The organism is Mesorhizobium sp. LMG17149, from assembly GCF_024518695.1.
Classification (GTDB): domain Bacteria; phylum Pseudomonadota; class Alphaproteobacteria; order Rhizobiales; family Rhizobiaceae; genus Mesorhizobium.
On record NZ_JANIFL010000002.1, the window covers coordinates 458997 to 475919 of the forward strand.

Genomic DNA, 16923 nt, shown 5'->3' on the forward strand with positions numbered 1-16923 from the left:
CGTCAGAGCAGAGGGTCGATGATGGCCGACATTTCCTCAATCGACATCGCCCCCTTGTAGGTCTTACCGTTGATGAAGAAGGTCGGTGTCGAGTCGACCTTGAATTCATTGGCGCCACGCTTCTGGACCGATCTCACATCGTCCAGAAGTTTCTGGTCCGTCAAGCAGGCCTCGAAGGACTCCTGTGTAAAACCGGCGAGCTTCGAGATTTGCAGCAGTGCATCCTTGGTGTTCTGAACGCCAGCCCAGTTCGCCTGCTGCCTAAACAGGACGTCGACCATAGGGTAGTAGTTGTCCTTGGCGCAGCGCGCCAGCATAAAACCGGCTTCGGCACTCGGATCGAACGGGAATTCGCGCAGGATGTAGCGCGCCTTGCCGGTGTCGATGTACTTGGTCTTCAGGTCCGGAAAGGTGGTCTCGGCGAAATGCGCGCAGTGCGGGCAGGTCATCGAGGCGTATTCGACGATGGTGACCTTGGCGTCGTCCTTGCCAAGCTGTTTGTCGGGCAGCGCACCCGGCTTCATCAGTTCCGCCATGTCCACGGTGCCCTGGGCTTCCGGCGCGGTGGCGGCGGCCGGCGTGGCCGGCGTCGCGGGGGCGGCCGGGGCCGCAGGCTTCACATCCGCGGCCTTCGCCTCCTCGCCAGAGTCGCTGCAGGCGGCGAGCAGGGCCACCGCCGGAATGGCGGCCAGCGAAGACAGGACGTTTCTGCGAGACAAGCTTTGGCCAAACGGGGGACGGTTCATACGAATCACCTGACAAGGGTTGGATTTTGCAATGCAAAGACACGAAAAGGCGAGAGTTGGCGCGAATTAAGGCATCTCGATCCCCAATCCAATCGCGAAACCTGACAAGGGCGATCACGAATGCGAGATATTGACGACGAATCCATGACTTTCTTCAAGACGCCTATGACTTTCTCTCCCCAATAATGGTCGCGCCAAGTTTCTCCAACGAGGCGCGCAGTTCATCATTATCGACCAGGCCGACAGTTCCCGACAATTTAGTCTTCTCAGCCGCCGTCAGCGGCCTCAGGGCCGGTTTGCGCCTTCCTTTGTCGGTTGTCACCGGCTTCTGCAGGATCCTGATGCGATTGATGGCGGTGAAGCCGAGGAAGGCGTTGACCCGGTTGATGATCTCGCCCGTCTCGTGCTGCAGATGAAGTGCCGCCATGCCTTCGCAGGCAATGACCAGCACGGCCGGCTCGAACGGATCGTCCTCATGCATACGGCGCGGCCACTGGATTTTTTCGGGGCGCGAATGGCTGGCCAGCCGCGGGCCGGCGATCTCGTCCCATGACTGGACGAGGCCGATCGAAATGCCAGCCCGTTTGCGGAGCACCGGATCGAGGATCCTGGTCGCGAGATCGCTGACCGGGACGGGATTGCCGTAGGGCGTTCTGCCTGCCATGTACGTCCTCCAGCCAAGACCCCAGCAGATACCGGCCAGGCCGATACAGATCAATGGCACCAGCAGACCAGACCCGCAAGACCGTATCCTGGGATAGTGGCAAAGCCACATCCGGGGATAGCAGCAGAGCTGCATCCGGGCATATCGCGTCCCGCCTGCTAGGCTGGTACGACGTACATCACCGTGAATTGCCGTGGCGCATCACGCCTCGTGAGCATGCGCGCGGCGTGCGGCCTGATCCCTACCGTATCTGGCTCTCCGAGGTCATGCTGCAGCAGACCACCGTCGAAGCGGTGAAGGCCTATTTCCGGATTTTCGTCGAGAAATGGCCCGATGTCGAGGCGCTGGCCGCGGCGCCTGCGGAGGACGTGATGAAGGCCTGGGCCGGGCTCGGCTACTACTCCCGCGCCCGCAATCTCAAGGCGTGTGCCGATCTTGTGGCCGCGCGTGGCGGCCGGTTTCCCGACACGGAAACGGCTTTGAGAGAACTGCCAGGCATCGGCGCCTATACGTCGGCGGCCATCACGGCGATTGCCTTCGACCGTCCCGCCGCCGTTGTCGACGGCAATGTCGAACGCGTCATCTCCCGGCTGTTTTCGATCGCAACCCCGCTGAGCGAAGCCAAGCCCGAAATCCGTGCCCATGTCGAGCGCATGGTGCCCGGGACAAGGCCTGGCGACTTCGCCCAGGCGATGATGGATCTCGGCGCCACCATCTGCACGCCACGCCGGCCGCGCTGCATGCTGTGCCCGCTGCGCGAAGACTGCAGCGCGGTCGTTTCAGGCGATCCCGAGCACTTCCCGGTGCGCCTGCCCAAGGCCGACAAGCCGCAGCGGCACGGCGCGGCCTTTGTCGCCGTGCGGGCCGACGGCGCCATCCTTCTGCGCAAACGGGCGGAGAAGGGTTTGCTCGGCGGCATGACCGAGGTGCCGACGACGGGTTGGACCGCGCGGATCGATGGGGCAACCACGGAAGCGGCCGCGCCGTTTCCCGCCGACTGGCGGCATGCGGGCCGCATTGCGCATGTCTTCACGCATTTCGCTCTCCAACTTGAAGTCTTTCACGCTCACATCAAAGGTGATGCGCCAGACGGGCATTTCTGGTCGCTCGCCCACGAGATTTCCGGCGAGGCGCTGCCGACTGTCATGAAAAAGGCAATCGAGGCTGCGATACCCGGCGCGACGAAAAAGCCGTCGCCACACAGTGCAAAGAGGCCCCATGACTGAAATACGCCACATCGTTTTCGACATCGGCCGCGTGCTGATCCACTACGATCCCAACATTCCGTTCAGCCGCCTCATTCCGGATGCCGAAGAGAGAAAGTGGTTTTTCGACAATGTCTGCACGCATGACTGGAACATCGAGCAGGATCGCGGCCGGACCTGGGAAGAGGCCGAGGCGCTGCTGATCGCGGACCACCCCGATCACGCGGAAAACATCCGCGGTTTCCGCCGCCACTGGCACGAGATGGTGCCGCATGCCTATGACGATAGCGTCGCCATCATGGTCGGCCTGATCGAGAGCGGCCACGACGTGACCATGCTGACCAATTTTGCCAGCGACACGCTGGCCGAGGCCCGCGAACGCTTCGATTTTCTCAATCGTCCGCGCGGCGTCACCATCTCGGGGGAAATCGGCCTGATCAAGCCGGATCGCGGCATCTACGATCATCACGTCGCCGCCTTCGGCCTCGAACCGGCGGCCACGCTGTTCATCGATGACAGCCAGAAGAATGTCGACGGCGCCAAAGCGGCAGGCTGGCAATCGGTGCTGTTCACCGATGCAGAGACGCTTCAAGCAGACCTCGAACGTCTCGGAATCAAGGCTTGATTTGAATCACTTCGCGCGATCCGTTGAGCCTTTGAATCAACGGCATTCGAAGCAATTGGCAGGGGTTCAGGCCCCTGCCCGCTCCATGCCGAGCCGCGCGATGCGGCGAAGCTCGTCGATCGGGGTCAGGCCGCCGCTGCGCTCATAATGCCAGAAGGTCCAGCCGTTGCAGGCGTCCAGCCCCTGCACTTCGGCGCCGATCTTGTGGATCGAGCCGGCGCTGTCGCCGATCGCCACCGTGCCGTCGGCGCGCACCCTGGCCGCCCAGCGCTTTTTGGCGTCGTAGAGCGTCGCACCCGGCATCATCAGCCCGTTATCGATCAGGCTGACGAAGGCAACGCGCGGCTCGGCACGCTTGCCGGTGAGCACGGTGAGATCGGCACCATCCAGCGGCCGCACCGCGTCGATGCGCTCGTTGGCGGCGTCGATATAGGCCTGCTCGCGTTCGATGCCGACGAAATGGCGGCCGAGACGCTTGGCCACCGCGCCCGTGGTGCCGGAGCCGAAAAAGGGATCGAGCACGATGTCGCCCGGTTTGGTCGAGGCCATCATGATGCGGGCAAGCAGCGCTTCCGGCTTCTGCGTCGGGTGCAGCTTGTCGCCATTGTCGTTCTTCAGCCGCTCGCCGCCGGTGCAGATCGGAAACAGCCAGTCGGAGCGCATCTGGATATCGTCGTTGGACGCCTTCATGGCTTCGTAGTTGAAAGTATAGCCCTTGCCCTTCTGGTCGCGGGTAGCCCAGATCATCGTCTCATGCGCGTTCTGGAAGCGGCGGCCACGGAAATTCGGCATCGGGTTGGTCTTGCGCCAGACCACGTCGTTGAGGATCCAGAAGCCGAGATCCTGCATCTTGGCGCCGACACGGAAGATGTTGTGATAGGAGCCGATGACCCAGATGGTGCCGTTGGGTTTCAGCACCCGGCGCGCCGCCAGCAGCCAGGCCCGCGTGAAAGCGTCATAGGCCTCGAAACTCTCGAACTGGTCCCATTCGTCGTCGACGGCGTCGACCTTCGACTGGTCGGGGCGGTGCAGGTCGCCATCGAGCTGCAGATTGTAGGGCGGATCGGCGAAGATGACGTCGATCGATTTTTCGGGCAGCCGGTCGAGCGCGGCGACGCAGTCGCCCTTGAGGATCGTGTCCAGCCATTCGGATTGCTGGGGGGCGTGGGATAGCTCGTCGAGAAGACGCACGGCAGACATTCTGACACCCAGGGCACGCGTTACTGTTTACTCCTGGTTATGGTTACCGATCAGCGTAAATATTCCGTGAAGGCCAAGGGACGGGTGGGGCGAATTTGCGAAGGCGGCCCTGTTGGTGTATGCCGCGCCGCCTGAGCCTTCCGAGGCCACTTCGCCCTCCCATTGTCCGGATCACCATGCCCCAGCCAGACCTTGTCATCTTCGATTGCGACGGCGTGCTCGTCGATTCCGAGATCATCGCCGCCCGTGTCGACGCCGAGCTTTTGACCTTGGCAGGATACGAGATATCGGCTGAGGAGATTTCGGAGAGCTATGCCGGCCTGACCTTCAAGGACATCATGCTGCGGGTCGAGGAAAAGTCCCGCATTCCCTTCCAGGCCTCTCTGATCGACAGGGAGGAACAATTGGTCGACCGCAAACTGCGCAGCGACGTCCGCGCCATCGATGGCGCGCGCGAGGCCGTTGCCGCGGTAACCGTGCCGCGCTGCGTCTGCTCGAATTCACGCTCCGAGCGGATCGAATTCATGCTGGAGAAGGTGCATCTTTTGCCGTTTTTCGCCGACCGGATTTTTTCGGCGATGGAAACACCGACCGGGAAAACGAAACCGGCGCCGGACGTGTTCCTGTTCGCGGCGGAGAAACTCAACGCCAACCCGGCGAACACTTTCGTCATCGAGGATTCCGTGCACGGCGTCCACGGCGCAAGGGCGGCGGGCATGCGGGTGATCGGCTTCACCGGAGCCGCCCACAGCTATCCCGGCCATGCCGACGCGCTCACCGAGGCCGGCGCCGAGACGGTGATCCGCCGCTGGGCGGAGCTGAAAAGCGTGATCGCGGCGCTGTCGGAGTGGTCGGACGCCTGAGAAGCGTGCGCCGCGACGCACGCCTCATGCAACTGCCGAGACCTAGTTCGTCGCGGCAGCCCTCTTGCGGCGGGTCTTCTTCGGCTTGTCGGCCGTTGCCTGATGCGCGGTTTCGTCATAGCCGGCAAAGGCCTGATAATCCTGCGCCGTCGGCTCGGGCACGACGACATTGGAATCGGTGAAGACGAACTGCGTGGCAACCGAAGGATCGGTGACCTGGACCTGATACTGGTGGAGCTGCGAGTAGAGGACCTCGGTGCCATGCATCACAGCCGTGCGGATGGGCATGGTGATCGTGCCTGGAGAAAACTTCGGTCCGGGGACAATCTTGCCGGCGACCGCGATCTTCATCGTCAACTGGCCGTTGGCACGGCTGCAGTCGCGCGTCACGTCGCTGACCGATGCCTGGTAGATGATGTTGGCCGATTCGTCGGGCGGAGTTGCAGCAGCGGCGTCAGCGTCGGCCTGGGCCGCGGCATCCTGCGCGGCGTCGCCGGTCTTCTTGATCCTGGGCTTGGGCTTCTGAGCTTCCCTGGAATAGGTGTTGAAGAAGGCCGTACCGTCGCGCACCGTCACCCGGGGGCAATAGGCCTGCAACTGGCTGGCCAGTATCTTGGGATCCTGGGGCGGCGGTGGCGCCGTCGGGTCCTCCTTCTTGCCTATGCCGAGGTTCAGGATGCCATTGTCGCCCGATTGGCAGCCGGCGGCGGCAAGCATAAAGCCGGTGAGCGCAAGACCCGCCAAAAAGCGACCACTGAATGTACGAAACGCCATGAAACTGCACTTCCCTCTCGCAAAGCTGGTGACGTATATCAACCGCGCGGCAAAAATGCGACTGAGCCAGCGCAGAAATTAACCACCTTGCGGTGGACGGAAAGCCAAGCAGTAACGGAATTGTGACATGCACTATGTGAGTACCCGCGGGGAAGCCCCCGTTCTCGGATTTTCCGACGCCGTGCTGGCCGGGCTGGCGCGCGACGGCGGGCTCTACGTGCCGCGCGAGTGGCCACAGTTTTCCGCCGCCGAGATCCGCGCCATGCGCGGCCTTGCCTATCCCGACCTTGCCATCCGCGTGCTGTCGCCGTTCCTTGGCGACGAGATCCCGGCCTCCGTTTTCGAGCGGCTGGTGCGCGAAGCCTATGCCACTTTCCGCCACGAGGCCGTCTGCCCGCTGGTGCAGACCGGCCCCAACACCTTCATCCTGGAACTCTTCCACGGGCCGACGCTCGCCTTCAAGGACGTGGCAATGCAGCTTCTGGCCCGGCTGATGGACCATGTGCTTGCCGAACGCGACCAGCACGCGACCATCGTCGGCGCCACCTCGGGCGATACCGGCGGGGCGGCCATCGATGCCTTTGCCGGTCGCAGCCGGACCGACATCTTCATCCTTTTCCCGCACGGCCGCGTCTCGCCGGTGCAGCAGCGGCAGATGACGACGTCGACGGCTGCAAACGTCCATGCGCTGGCGATCGAAGGCAATTTCGACGATTGCCAGGGACTGCTCAAGGACATGTTCAACGATCACGGCTTCCGCGACCGGGTTGCGCTTTCGGGCGTCAATTCGATCAACTGGGCCCGGATCATGGCCCAGATCGTCTATTATTTCTCCTCGGCGCTGTCGCTCGGCGCGCCGGACAGGCCGGTCTCCTTCACCGTGCCGACCGGCAATTTCGGCGATATCTTCGCCGGCTACGCCGCCAAGAAGATGGGCTTGCCGATCGAGCGGCTGGTCATCGCCACCAACGACAACGACATTCTGGCGCGCACCTTTTCGACCGGCGAATACCGCACCAAGGGCGTCTTTGCGACCACGTCGCCGTCGATGGATATCCAGGTGTCGTCCAATTTCGAACGCCTGCTGTTCGAGGCCTCCGGCCGTGACGCGGCGACCGTGCGGCGCTACATGGACGGTCTGAAGCAGTCCGGCGCTTTCACCATCGAACCCCAGCAAATCGCCGGGATGCGGTCGGAATTCGACGCCGGCCGGGCTGATATGGACGAGGTCGCCGCCACCATCCGCTCGACGCTCGCGGCCAGCAACTATCTGCTCGATCCGCACACCGCGGCAGCTGTGCATGTCGCTGCGGGCAAGGCGTCAGGCGCCGTGCCGATGGTGGTTCTGGGTACCGCGCACCCGGCAAAATTCCCGGCCGCCGTCGAAGCCGCCAGCGGCGTGTCGCCCGCACTGCCCGCGTGGCTAGGTGGGTTGATGACATCGGAGGAAAAATACACGGTACTTCCCTCCGACCTGAAAATGGTGGAAGATTATGTCGGCCGCCGCGCGCGGGCGGCGCGTTAAGGAGTACTAGCCATATGGGTGTTGAGGTAAGCCGTCTGTCGAACGGCCTGACAGTCGCCACCGAAACCCTTCAAAGCATCGAATCGGTTGCCCTTGGTGCCTGGGTCAAGTCGGGTGCCCGCAATGAACGTGAGGACGAGCATGGCATGGCCCATCTGCTCGAGCACATGGCGTTCAAGGGCACGAAAAGGCGGAGCGCCTTCGAAATCGCCTCGGAGATCGAGGACGTTGGCGGCGAGATCAACGCCGCCACCAGCGTCGAAACCACTTCCTACTATGCCAGGGTGCTCTCCGACGACGTGCCGCTGGCCGTCGACATTCTTGCCGACATCCTGCAGGAGTCCGAATTCGACCCGCAGGAACTCGAGCGCGAACAGCATGTGATCCTGCAGGAGATCGGCGCCGCGCACGACACCCCCGACGATATCGTCTTCGACCGCTTCACGGAAACCGCCTATCGCCATCAGACGATTGGACGCTCCATTCTCGGCACGCCCGAAACGGTCAAATCCTTCACCTCCAAGCAACTCCACGACTTCATCGAGCGGCAATATGGCGCCGAGCGCATGGTGATTGTCGCCGCCGGCGACATCAAGCATGACAATTTCGTGCGCGAGGTCGAAAAGCAACTCGGCGGCTTCCGCAGCAAGGCCGACAGCACCATCCCGCAATATGCGCAATATGTCGGCGGCGATTTTCGCGAGGACCGCGACCTGATGGACGCGCAGATCGTGCTGGGGTTCGAAGGCCGGGCCTATCATGTGCGCGACTTCTATGCCTCGCAGGTGCTGTCGATGATCCTCGGCGGCGGCATGTCGTCGCGCCTGTTCCAGGAGGTCCGCGAGAAGCGCGGCCTGTGTTATTCGGTCTATGCCTTCCATTGGGGCTTTTCCGACACCGGCGTCTTCGGCGTCCATGCCGCGACCGGCCAAAGCGACATCGCCGAACTGGTGCCTGTCATCATCGACGAACTGCAGAAGGCCGGCGAGAAAATCCTGCAGGAAGAACTCGACCGGGCGCGCGCCCAATATCGCGCCGGACTGATCATGTCAGCCGAAAGCCCGGCCAGCCGCGCTTCGCAGATCGCACGGCAGCTGCTTCTGTTCGGCCGGCCGATCGCCAAGGAGGAACTGATGGAACGGCTGTCGGCGCTGACGGTCGAGCGGCTGACCGACCTGTCGTCGCGATTGTTCTCGACCAAGCCGACGCTTACCGCTGTCGGGCCTGTGGGTACGCTGGCGCCATACGAGGCGATCCTCGAATCGCTCGCAGGCACGCAGACCACGGCCCGTAAGCTCGCCGTCTAAGCCCCTCGAAGCGTCGTGTTCGCGCTCCCTTTCTTTCGCCGCGACCTGCCGGCGCTGAAAGGCGACCGCGTCACGCTGCGCGTGCCGTTCACCAACGACTACCGTGAGTGGGCGGTGGTGCGCGGCGAAAGCCGCGCCTTCCTCGAACCCTGGGAGCCACGCTGGACTCCCGATGAACTCGACCGCAACGCATGGCGGCTGCGCATCAGCCGCTACCGCGAAGATTATGCGCAAGGAACCGCGATCGCCTTCTTCATCTTCGAGAAGAGCAGCGGCAAGCTTGCTGGCGGCATCACGCTCGGCAACATACGCCATGGCGTCTCGCAAAGCGGCCATGTCGGCTACTGGATCGGCGAGCGCTTCGGCGGCCGCGGCCTGATGACCGACGCGGTCAAGGTGGTGGCCCGCTTCGCCTTCGATACGCTGAGGTTGCACCGGATCGAAGCGGCCTGTATTCCCGACAATATCAGGTCGATCCGCGTGCTTGAAAAAGCCGGATTTCGGCGCGAAGGACTGCTGCGATCCTATCTCAGGATCAACGGCATCTGGCAGGACCACTACCTCTACGCCCGGATCGCGGACGATCCGCCGGGCGTTGGAACGAAGGACTGATTTTTGACGAATTTCCTGCGAAACGGGTCGCTGTTCGCCTTTGTCCTCGCGACACTCCTGACGCTGTGGGCGGCATCGTCGGCCTTCGCCGTGGAGCCGATCAAGATCGCCCGCGACGACGTCGCGCTCGACCTTTCCGGCGCCGTCGAGATCTACCGGAACCAGGGTGAGAATTTCCAGGTGTCGACCGCGCCGGGTCCGGACGGTATCGTGCGGCGCATCGAGGTCGAGGCCAATGATGCACGTTCGACCGGCGACTGGGCTGTTTTCGCGCTCGCCAACACCACCGACCAGCAACTCGACCGGCTGATCGTCGCACCGCATTTCCGCCTGGTGAATTCCGGCATCTTCTGGCCGGATCTCGGCTCGACCCGCATCGCCGCCATCACGCCCAGCGAAGGCTTCGCGCTCGACCGCCAGACCAGCCCCGATGCCGACGTTTTCCGGGTGACGCTGAACCCCGGCACGGTGATCACCTTCATCGCCGAACTGGCCTCGCCGAAGCTGCCGCAGGTCTACCTCTGGGATCCGGAATCCTACAAGGACTCGGTCAATTCCTACACGCTGTTTCGCGGCATCGTCATCGGTATCGCAGGCTTGCTGGCGCTGTTCCTCACCATTCTTTTCGTGGTCAAGGGAACCTCGATGTTCCCCGCGACCGCCGCACTTGCCTGGGCGGTACTGGCCTATATCTGTGTCGATTTCGGCTTCCTCAACAAGGTCATCGAGATCTCGCCCGGCAATGAGCAGATGTGGCGGGCGGGAACGGAGGTGGCGCTGGCTGGAACCTTCGTGGTGTTCCTGTTCGCCTATCTCAACCTCAACCGATGGCACGGCCATTTCAGCTACGGCGCACTGGTCTGGATTCTCGGGCTGGTGCTGATCGCCGGGGTCGCGATCGTCGATCCGGCGGTTGCCGCCGGCATCGCCAGGCTGTCCTTCGCCGCAACCGCACTGACCGGGCTTGGCCTGATCATCTTCCTCGGCATACGCGGCTACGACCGTGCCATCATGCTGGTGCCCAGTTGGGTCATGGTGCTGTTGTGGCTATGCGGATCGTGGATGGCGATCACCGGCATGCTCGACAACGACATTGCCCAGCCGGCCCTGGGCGGCGGGCTGATCCTGATCATCCTTCTGATCGGCTTCACAGTGATGCAGCACGCCTTTGCCGGCGGCGCCCTGCACCAGGGCCTGTTCTCCGACCTCGAGCGGCAGGCGCTGGCGGTGGCCGGATCGGGCGACACGGTCTGGGACTGGGATGTGCTGCGCGACCGCGTCGTCACCAAGCCCGATGTCAGCATCCAGCTCGGCCTGGCACCGAACAGCCTTGGCGGCGCGGCCCGCAACTGGCTGCCGGTGCTGCATGCCGACGACCGCGACACGTTCCGCACGACGCTCGACGTGGTGCTCGAACACCGGCGCGGCCGGGTGTCGCAGAATTTCCGCCTGCGCGGCGCCGACGGCCACTATCACTGGTTTTCACTGCGCGCACGCCCGGTCATCGGCTCGGACGGCGAAGTCATCCGCTGCGTCGGCACCATGGTCGACGTCACCGAGCAGAAGAAGTCCGAAGAGCGGCTGCTGCACGACGCCGTTCACGACAATCTGACCGGCCTGCCGAACCGCGAACTGTTGATGAACCGGCTCGAAGCGATCATCTCGATCGCCCGCACCGAAGAGAAGGTGCGGCCAACCGTCTTCGTCATCGACATCGACCGTTTCAAGCAGGTCAATGACGGGCTCGGCATCTCTGCCGGCGACACCATCCTTTTGACCATCGCGCGGCGCCTGCACCGGCTGCTCAAGCCGAAGGATTCGCTGTCGCGTTTTGCCGGCGATCAGTTCGCGCTGATGCTGCTGTCCGAACAGGACCCGGCCCGCATCGCCGCCGTCGCGGACGCCATCAAGCATGCCATCAACAACCCCATCACCTTCGCCAAGCGCGAGATCGTGCTGACCGCGTCGATCGGACTGATCACCTGGAATTCGCCGCAGATGTCGGCCGAGGACATGGTCAAGGACGCCGAGCTTGCCATGCATCAGGCCAAGCGCTTCGGCGGCGACAGGATCGAGCCGTTCCGTCCGGCTTTCCGCACTGTCGGCACCGACAGGCTGCAGTTCGAATCCGACCTGCGCCGCGCCATCGAGCGGCGCGAATTCACGCTTGCCTACCAGCCGATCGTGCGGCTCGAGGACGGCAGTGTCGCCGGCTTCGAGGCGCTGCTGCGCTGGGACCACCCGCGCCGCGGCATGATCCCGCCGGCGGATTTCATCCCGGTCGCCGAAAGCTGCGGTCTTATCGTGCAGCTCGGCCTGTTTGCCATGCAGCAGGCGGCGGAAGATCTCGCCAGCTGGCAAAAACAGATCGGTGACGCGCCGCTGTCGGTCTCGGTCAATTTGTCCAGCCGCCAGTTGATCCGCCGCGACCTGGTCAGCGACGTCCGCTCGGTCATCGCGCGGGCCAATCTGAAGCCGCGCTGCTTCCGGCTGGAGCTCACCGAATCGCTCGTCATGGACAATCCCGAGCAGACCGCCCATGTGCTGACCAAGCTGAAGCAGCTCGGCATCGGCCTGTCGCTGGACGATTTCGGCACCGGCTACTCCTCACTGGCCTACCTGACGCGTTTCCCCTTCGACACCATCAAGATCGACAAGAGCTTCGTCGACGACAACACGCCCAAGCGCGCGGTGCTGCTGAAATCAATGGTCAACATGGCGCACGAGCTCGGTCTGTCCGTCGTCGCCGAAGGCATTTCGGACGAGAGCGATGCGCTGGAATTGCGTCAGATGGGCTGCGAATATGTGCAGAGCTTCATGTTCGGCGCCCCGATGCCGGGCGACCAGGTGCTGAAGACGCTGAAAGAGCAGTATCCGCTGACGCAAGCGTGAGAGCCCGTTTGGAAACTCTACTCTGGCGGCCATCTGACGGCGTTTTCTGCGCTTCCGGTGCTCACGGACCCGAATGTCCGCTGCGCTCCGGTTCTCGAAAACACCACCATATGACTCTCCAGAGCGAGTTTCGAAACGGGCTCCGCGATGAGGCTGATGGGGTTTAGGCGTGTCCGGCCGCCAGGCTGAGATGCGCAAGGTCGATACCGATCGAGGCGAGGATCCGGTCGTATTTGCGCTCGATATCAGTGTCGAACAGAAGCTCGGCATTGGCCGGACAGGTCAGCCAGCCATTTTCGGCGATCTCGGTCTCCAGCTGGCCGGCGCCCCAGCCGGAATAGCCGAGCGCCATCAGCGCATGACGAGGCCCGCGGCCGGACGATATGGCGCGCAATATGTCGACGGTCGCGGTCAGGCAGATGTCGTCGGAAACGGTCAGCGACGATTCCACCCGATAGTCTCCCGAATGCAGGACGAAGCCCCGGCTGCGGTCCACGGGGCCGCCATTGCGCACGACGAAATCGCGGGCCTGAGCCGGCAATCGGATCGCCTCCTGCTCGTTCATGATGCCCAGTTGCACGAGCAAGTCCGGAAACAGCATCTGCTGCGTCTGGTTGATGATCAGGCCCATGGCGCCTTCATCGGAATGTGCGCAGACATAGATGACCGAGCGCGTGAAACGGTCGTCCTTCATGCCGGGCATGGCAATCAGGAACTGATCGTCGAGAAAGCCGCGACTGGCGACCGTCTTCTTGTGGCGCAACAAGTCCATGAAGGGAGCGTAACGCGTTTCCAAAGCGCCGAAAAGATGCGCCGTGCTGGATTCGACCAAAGCCTGTGGCGGCGGCTCGAACATTCTTCTCCCTCGAAGTCACGCAAATATGATACCGGCAAGGCCATGAAATCATTGCGCGGCCACGAACGGACGATCAAATCACCGCCATGCGAAGCTTGAAAATCCTGCTGCTCGGCGCCGCCATCGGATCGGCAACCGCTCTTCCCGCCGCCGCCTCCTCATCGGCGTGGTACAACAGCGAAGGCGGCAAGGTCCGGCTGGTGACCTCAGGCAAAGCCGACGACACCGGCCGCATCCAGGGCGTTCTCGACATAGCGCTCAAGCCCGGCTGGAAGACATATTGGCGCGATCCGGGCGACGCGGGCGTGCCACCGCAACTCGACATTTCAGCCAGCACCAACATCGCCGACGCAGCGCTATCGTTTCCGGCGCCGCAGCGCCATGACGACGGCTATGGCAAATGGGCAGGCTACAACTATCCGGTTTCTCTGCCGGTGACATTCACGCTGGCGGCGCCGAACCAGCCGGCGTTGATCGATGCCGACATCTTTCTCGGCATCTGCGAAACGATCTGCATCCCGGTGCAGACGCGGCTGACCGTCGACCCGGCCTCCGATCCGGACAATGCCGAGGACGCAGCGCTGGTGAAGGCGAGTTTCGCGGCGCTACCAGCGCCCGCGAGGTCTGATTTCGGCATCGCTGTGCTGCCGGGCGACCACGAGACGCTGATTGTCGAGGCGAGCTTTCCCGGCGATCCGGAGGCGGCGGATTTCTTCGTCGCCGGCGAGCGGGACTACATGTTCGGCACCCCTGCCCGCGACGAAAAGGACGGCAAGCTGATCTTCACCGTGCCGATCCTCGATCGCCCCTCGACGACGCCGACCGATGGCGGGCTTCACTATACGCTGACGAGTTCGGCGGGCGCGGTCGAAGGGGTTCTGCCTTTCCCTTGATCCAGCCCACCCCAACGGTTGCAGGAAGCCGTCGGGTTCGCTAGGCAAAGACACGTCCTTCCCCATTTTCCCAAGCGAGGAATCCATGACCATTTCCGTTGGCGACAAGCTGCCTGACGTGACCTTCAAGACGATGACCGCCGATGGCGCCAAGCCGATCACCGGGGCCGAGATCTTCCCGGGCAAGAAGGTCGTGCTGTTTGGGGTTCCCGGCGCCTTCACACCGACCTGCAGCAACAACCATTTGCCGGGTTATCTCGAGAACCACGATGCCATCCTGGCGCGCGGCGTCGACACCATCGCCGTCGTTTCGGTCAACGACGTCCATGTCATGGGCGCCTGGGCGCACTTCACCGGCGGTGAGGGCAAGATCATGTTCCTCGCCGATGGCAGTGGCGATTTCGCCAAGGCGGTAGGCCTCGACAATGACCTTTCCGCCAGCGGCATGGGGCTGCGTTCGAAGCGGTTTTCGATGATCGTCGACGACGGCAAGGTCACCGCGCTCAATGTCGAGACCAAGCCTGGTGTCGACGAGTCCGGCGCGGCTCATATTCTGGGACAGCTCTGAAGTTCAGCGCGGCGTCGGGTGTGGAACGACGATCGCGCTTGTAGCCCAGGGCTTGCGTTTGGGGGGATTCTAGCGATGTTTGACATGTTCTGGCGCGCTATCGCGATCGGCATCGGCGCCACCGTCCTGATGGATCTCTGGGCCATCTTCCTGCACAAGGCGTTCGGCCAGCCACGGCCGAACTGGGGGCCGGTCGGTCGCTGGGTCTGGCATCTCCGTGACAAGGTCTTCCACGACGATATCGGCGGTGCCGCACCGTACGTGCATGAAAAGGCGCTGGGTTGGGCCTTTCACTATTTTGTCGGCATCGTCTACGGCATCATCCTGGTGGTGCTGGCCGGAGCGGGCTGGCTTGCCGCGCCGACATTCCTGCCGGCCTTCATCCTCGGCATCGTCACCGTCGGCGCCGGCTGGTTCCTGCTGGCACCCGGCATGGGCGCCGGCTGGGCGGCCTCGAAGCGGCCCAACCCGATGCTGATCCGGGCGCTGAATCTGGTGTCGCACACCGTGTTCGCACTTGGGCTTTGGGGCACGGCGCTGCTGATCCGATAAGGGTCTACAACTGCGCTGGCCAGTCGATCGGCAGCCAGCAGTAGATAACGCGGTGCGCGCCGATATCGTAGTAGTTGCCACCCCCGCCGGCTGATCCGCTTCTTCGTACCTGAGAGCCGCGCCGCTCCGGAAATTCAATAGCTCTGGGTAGAGCGCCGCACTTTCGCGATTGCCGGTTGTTTGGCCGGCGCAGCAGGCTTTGCCGCTGCTGCAGGCTTGAACGGACCTTTCTTGAACGGCGCCATGCCTTCGCGCGCAAGCTCGTCGGCGCGCTCGTTCTCGACATGACCGTCATGGCCCTTGACCCAGTTCCAGGTGACCTTGTGGCGCTTGTTGGCCTCGTCGAGCGCCTGCCAAAGTTCACCGTTCTTCACAGGCTTCTTGTCGGCGGTCTTCCAGCCGTTCTTCTTCCAGCCGTGGATCCACTTGGAAATACCGTCCATGACATACTTGCTGTCGGTGTGAAGGTCGACCGTGCACGGCTCCTTCAGCGCGTTCAGCGCCGAAATGGCGGCCAACAGTTCCATGCGGTTGTTGGTCGTCTCGGCTTCGCCGCCGGAAAGCTCCTTGGTGGTGCCGTTGAAGCGCAGGATCGCGCCCCAGCCGCCAGGGCCGGGATTGCCCGAACAGGCGCCGTCGGTGAAGATCTCAACCAGTTTGCTCATGATACCCCATATCAGGCCAATCCATATTCCGAAGGAGATTTGATCGCCCGGTGGAACCGCATCCTTCTGATGTATTCGGTCGGATCGCGCTTCATCACCAGCCCGCCATCGGGGACGGTCAGCCAGTCGTACAGCCGGGTCAGCATGAAGCGCAACGCCGAACCGCGCGCCAGCACCGGCAGCGCAGCTTGTTCCTGGTCGCTCAGGGGCCGGACGCTCTGGTAGCCGGCGAGCAGCGCCTTGCCCTTGGTGAGGTTGAAGGAAAAATCCTTCTCGAAGCACCAGGCGTTGAGACAGGTGGCGACATCATAGGCGTAGAGGTCGTCGCAGGCGAAATAGAAATCGATCAGGCCGGACAGTTTTTCGCCGAGGAAGAAAACGTTGTCCGGGAAAAGATCGGCGTGGATGATGCCTTTGGGAAGGTCCTTCGGCCAGTTGCGCTCGAAATCGGCAAAGTCGGCATCGACCTCGGCCGCCAGGCCCGGCTCGACCTCGTCGGCGCGATCGCGCGCTGCATCCCAGAGCTTGCGCCAGCCGTCGATGGCCAGGGCATTCGGACGCGTCATCGAAAAATCGGCACCGGCCAGATGCAACTGCGCCAATGCCTTGCCGACCTCGGCACAATGCGTTGCTGTGGGCCGCCGCAACGAAAGCCCTTCCAGGAAGGTGATGATGACCGCCGGCCGGCCGGCGAGCGTGCCGATGACGCTGCCGTCATGCGCGGTCACCGGCAGCGGGCAGGACACGCCCTTGTTGGCGAGATGGCCCATCAGCCCCAGAAAAAACGGCAAATCCGCCTTCTCGACGCGCTTCTCATAGAGCGTCAGGATGTAGGAGCCGCTGGAGGTGTGCAGCAGAAAGTTCGAGTTCTCGGTGCCTTCGGCGATGCCCTTGTAGGACAGGAGATCGCCGACCGGATAGTGCTTCAGGAATGCGCCGAGTTCGCCTTCCGCAACGTCGGTGTAGACCGCCATGT

General features: G+C 63.1%; 17 protein-coding genes. 10 read left to right on the forward strand and 7 right to left on the reverse strand.

What is annotated here, in order from left to right:
* Window positions 1–2 precede the first annotated feature (2 nt).
* Both NP945_RS05460 and NP945_RS05465 read right to left on the reverse strand, forming a co-directional pair.
* The gene (locus NP945_RS05460) at window positions 3–746 is read right to left on the reverse strand and encodes a DsbA family protein (protein ID WP_127268828.1); all 744 of its coding nucleotides are present in this window, start codon (window positions 744–746) and stop codon (window positions 3–5) included.
* 163 nt (window positions 747–909) lie between these two features.
* Window positions 910–1410 (reverse strand): DUF721 domain-containing protein, encoded by a 501-nt coding sequence (locus NP945_RS05465; protein ID WP_127268827.1) that lies wholly within the window; start codon window positions 1408–1410, stop codon window positions 910–912.
* Window positions 1411–1463: 53 nt separating this feature from the next.
* Here NP945_RS05465 and mutY point away from each other — a divergent pair, with 53 nt between their 5' ends.
* The gene (gene mutY / locus NP945_RS05470; protein ID WP_256745775.1) at window positions 1464–2636 is read left to right on the forward strand and encodes an A/G-specific adenine glycosylase; all 1173 of its coding nucleotides are present in this window, start codon (window positions 1464–1466) and stop codon (window positions 2634–2636) included.
* Window positions 2629–3240: an HAD family phosphatase gene (locus tag NP945_RS05475; protein WP_256745776.1), complete on the forward strand. Its 612-nt coding sequence runs from the start codon at window positions 2629–2631 to the stop codon at window positions 3238–3240. Before mutY ends, NP945_RS05475 begins: the two co-directional genes overlap by 8 nt.
* 66 nt (window positions 3241–3306) lie before the next feature.
* Here the strand turns inward: NP945_RS05475 and NP945_RS05480 are convergent, their stop codons facing one another.
* Window positions 3307–4440, reverse strand: coding sequence for a site-specific DNA-methyltransferase (locus NP945_RS05480; RefSeq protein WP_256745777.1), 1134 nt, complete (start codon window positions 4438–4440; stop codon window positions 3307–3309).
* Window positions 4441–4616: 176 nt separating this feature from the next.
* Here NP945_RS05480 and NP945_RS05485 point away from each other — a divergent pair, with 176 nt between their 5' ends.
* A complete protein-coding gene (locus tag NP945_RS05485) occupies window positions 4617–5303 on the forward strand; it encodes an HAD family phosphatase (RefSeq protein WP_127268823.1) in 687 nt (228 codons plus the stop codon).
* 42 nt (window positions 5304–5345) lie between these two features.
* Here NP945_RS05485 and NP945_RS05490 read toward each other — a convergent pair whose 3' ends face one another.
* Window positions 5346–6077, reverse strand: coding sequence for a hypothetical protein (locus NP945_RS05490; protein ID WP_256745778.1), 732 nt, complete (start codon window positions 6075–6077; stop codon window positions 5346–5348).
* Between the two features lie 127 nt (window positions 6078–6204).
* Here NP945_RS05490 and thrC point away from each other — a divergent pair, with 127 nt between their 5' ends.
* The 4 genes from thrC to NP945_RS05510 are packed head-to-tail and all read left to right on the forward strand — an operon-like array spanning window position 6205 to window position 12413.
* Window positions 6205–7602: a threonine synthase gene (gene thrC / locus NP945_RS05495; RefSeq protein WP_256745779.1), complete on the forward strand. Its 1398-nt coding sequence runs from the start codon at window positions 6205–6207 to the stop codon at window positions 7600–7602.
* A 14-nt stretch (window positions 7603–7616) separates the two neighbouring features.
* A complete protein-coding gene (locus NP945_RS05500; protein WP_127290840.1) occupies window positions 7617–8909 on the forward strand; it encodes a pitrilysin family protein in 1293 nt (430 codons plus the stop codon).
* 15 nt (window positions 8910–8924) lie between these two features.
* Window positions 8925–9521, forward strand: a complete 597-nt coding sequence (locus NP945_RS05505) for a GNAT family N-acetyltransferase (RefSeq protein WP_127268573.1) — start codon at window positions 8925–8927, stop codon at window positions 9519–9521.
* Between the two features lie 3 nt (window positions 9522–9524).
* On the forward strand, window positions 9525–12413 hold the full coding sequence (locus tag NP945_RS05510; RefSeq protein ID WP_127270311.1) for an EAL domain-containing protein: 2889 nt from the start codon (window positions 9525–9527) through the stop codon (window positions 12411–12413).
* 163 nt (window positions 12414–12576) lie between these two features.
* Here NP945_RS05510 and NP945_RS05515 read toward each other — a convergent pair whose 3' ends face one another.
* Entirely contained in the window at window positions 12577–13185 is a 609-nt protein-coding gene (locus NP945_RS05515) for a YqgE/AlgH family protein (protein WP_023808594.1), read from the reverse strand.
* A 170-nt stretch (window positions 13186–13355) separates the two neighbouring features.
* On the opposite strand from NP945_RS05515, the gene NP945_RS05520 reads away from it, so the two are divergent.
* The 3 genes from NP945_RS05520 (at window position 13356) to NP945_RS05530 (ending at window position 15282) form a co-directional block, all read left to right on the forward strand.
* Window positions 13356–14162, forward strand: coding sequence for a protein-disulfide reductase DsbD domain-containing protein (locus tag NP945_RS05520; protein ID WP_256745780.1), 807 nt, complete (start codon window positions 13356–13358; stop codon window positions 14160–14162).
* A gap of 85 nt (window positions 14163–14247) precedes the next feature.
* Window positions 14248–14730: a peroxiredoxin gene (locus NP945_RS05525; RefSeq protein ID WP_127327099.1), complete on the forward strand. Its 483-nt coding sequence runs from the start codon at window positions 14248–14250 to the stop codon at window positions 14728–14730.
* 75 nt (window positions 14731–14805) lie between these two features.
* Complete coding sequence (locus NP945_RS05530) at window positions 14806–15282, forward strand: DUF2938 domain-containing protein (RefSeq protein ID WP_127270018.1); 477 nt, start codon at window positions 14806–14808, stop codon at window positions 15280–15282.
* A 134-nt stretch (window positions 15283–15416) separates the two neighbouring features.
* Here the strand turns inward: NP945_RS05530 and rnhA are convergent, their stop codons facing one another.
* Entirely contained in the window at window positions 15417–15947 is a 531-nt protein-coding gene (gene rnhA / locus NP945_RS05535) for a ribonuclease HI (RefSeq protein ID WP_127270020.1), read from the reverse strand.
* A gap of 11 nt (window positions 15948–15958) precedes the next feature.
* Window positions 15959–16921: a homoserine kinase gene (locus NP945_RS05540; RefSeq protein WP_127270022.1), complete on the reverse strand. Its 963-nt coding sequence runs from the start codon at window positions 16919–16921 to the stop codon at window positions 15959–15961.
* Window positions 16922–16923: the final 2 nt, after the last annotated feature.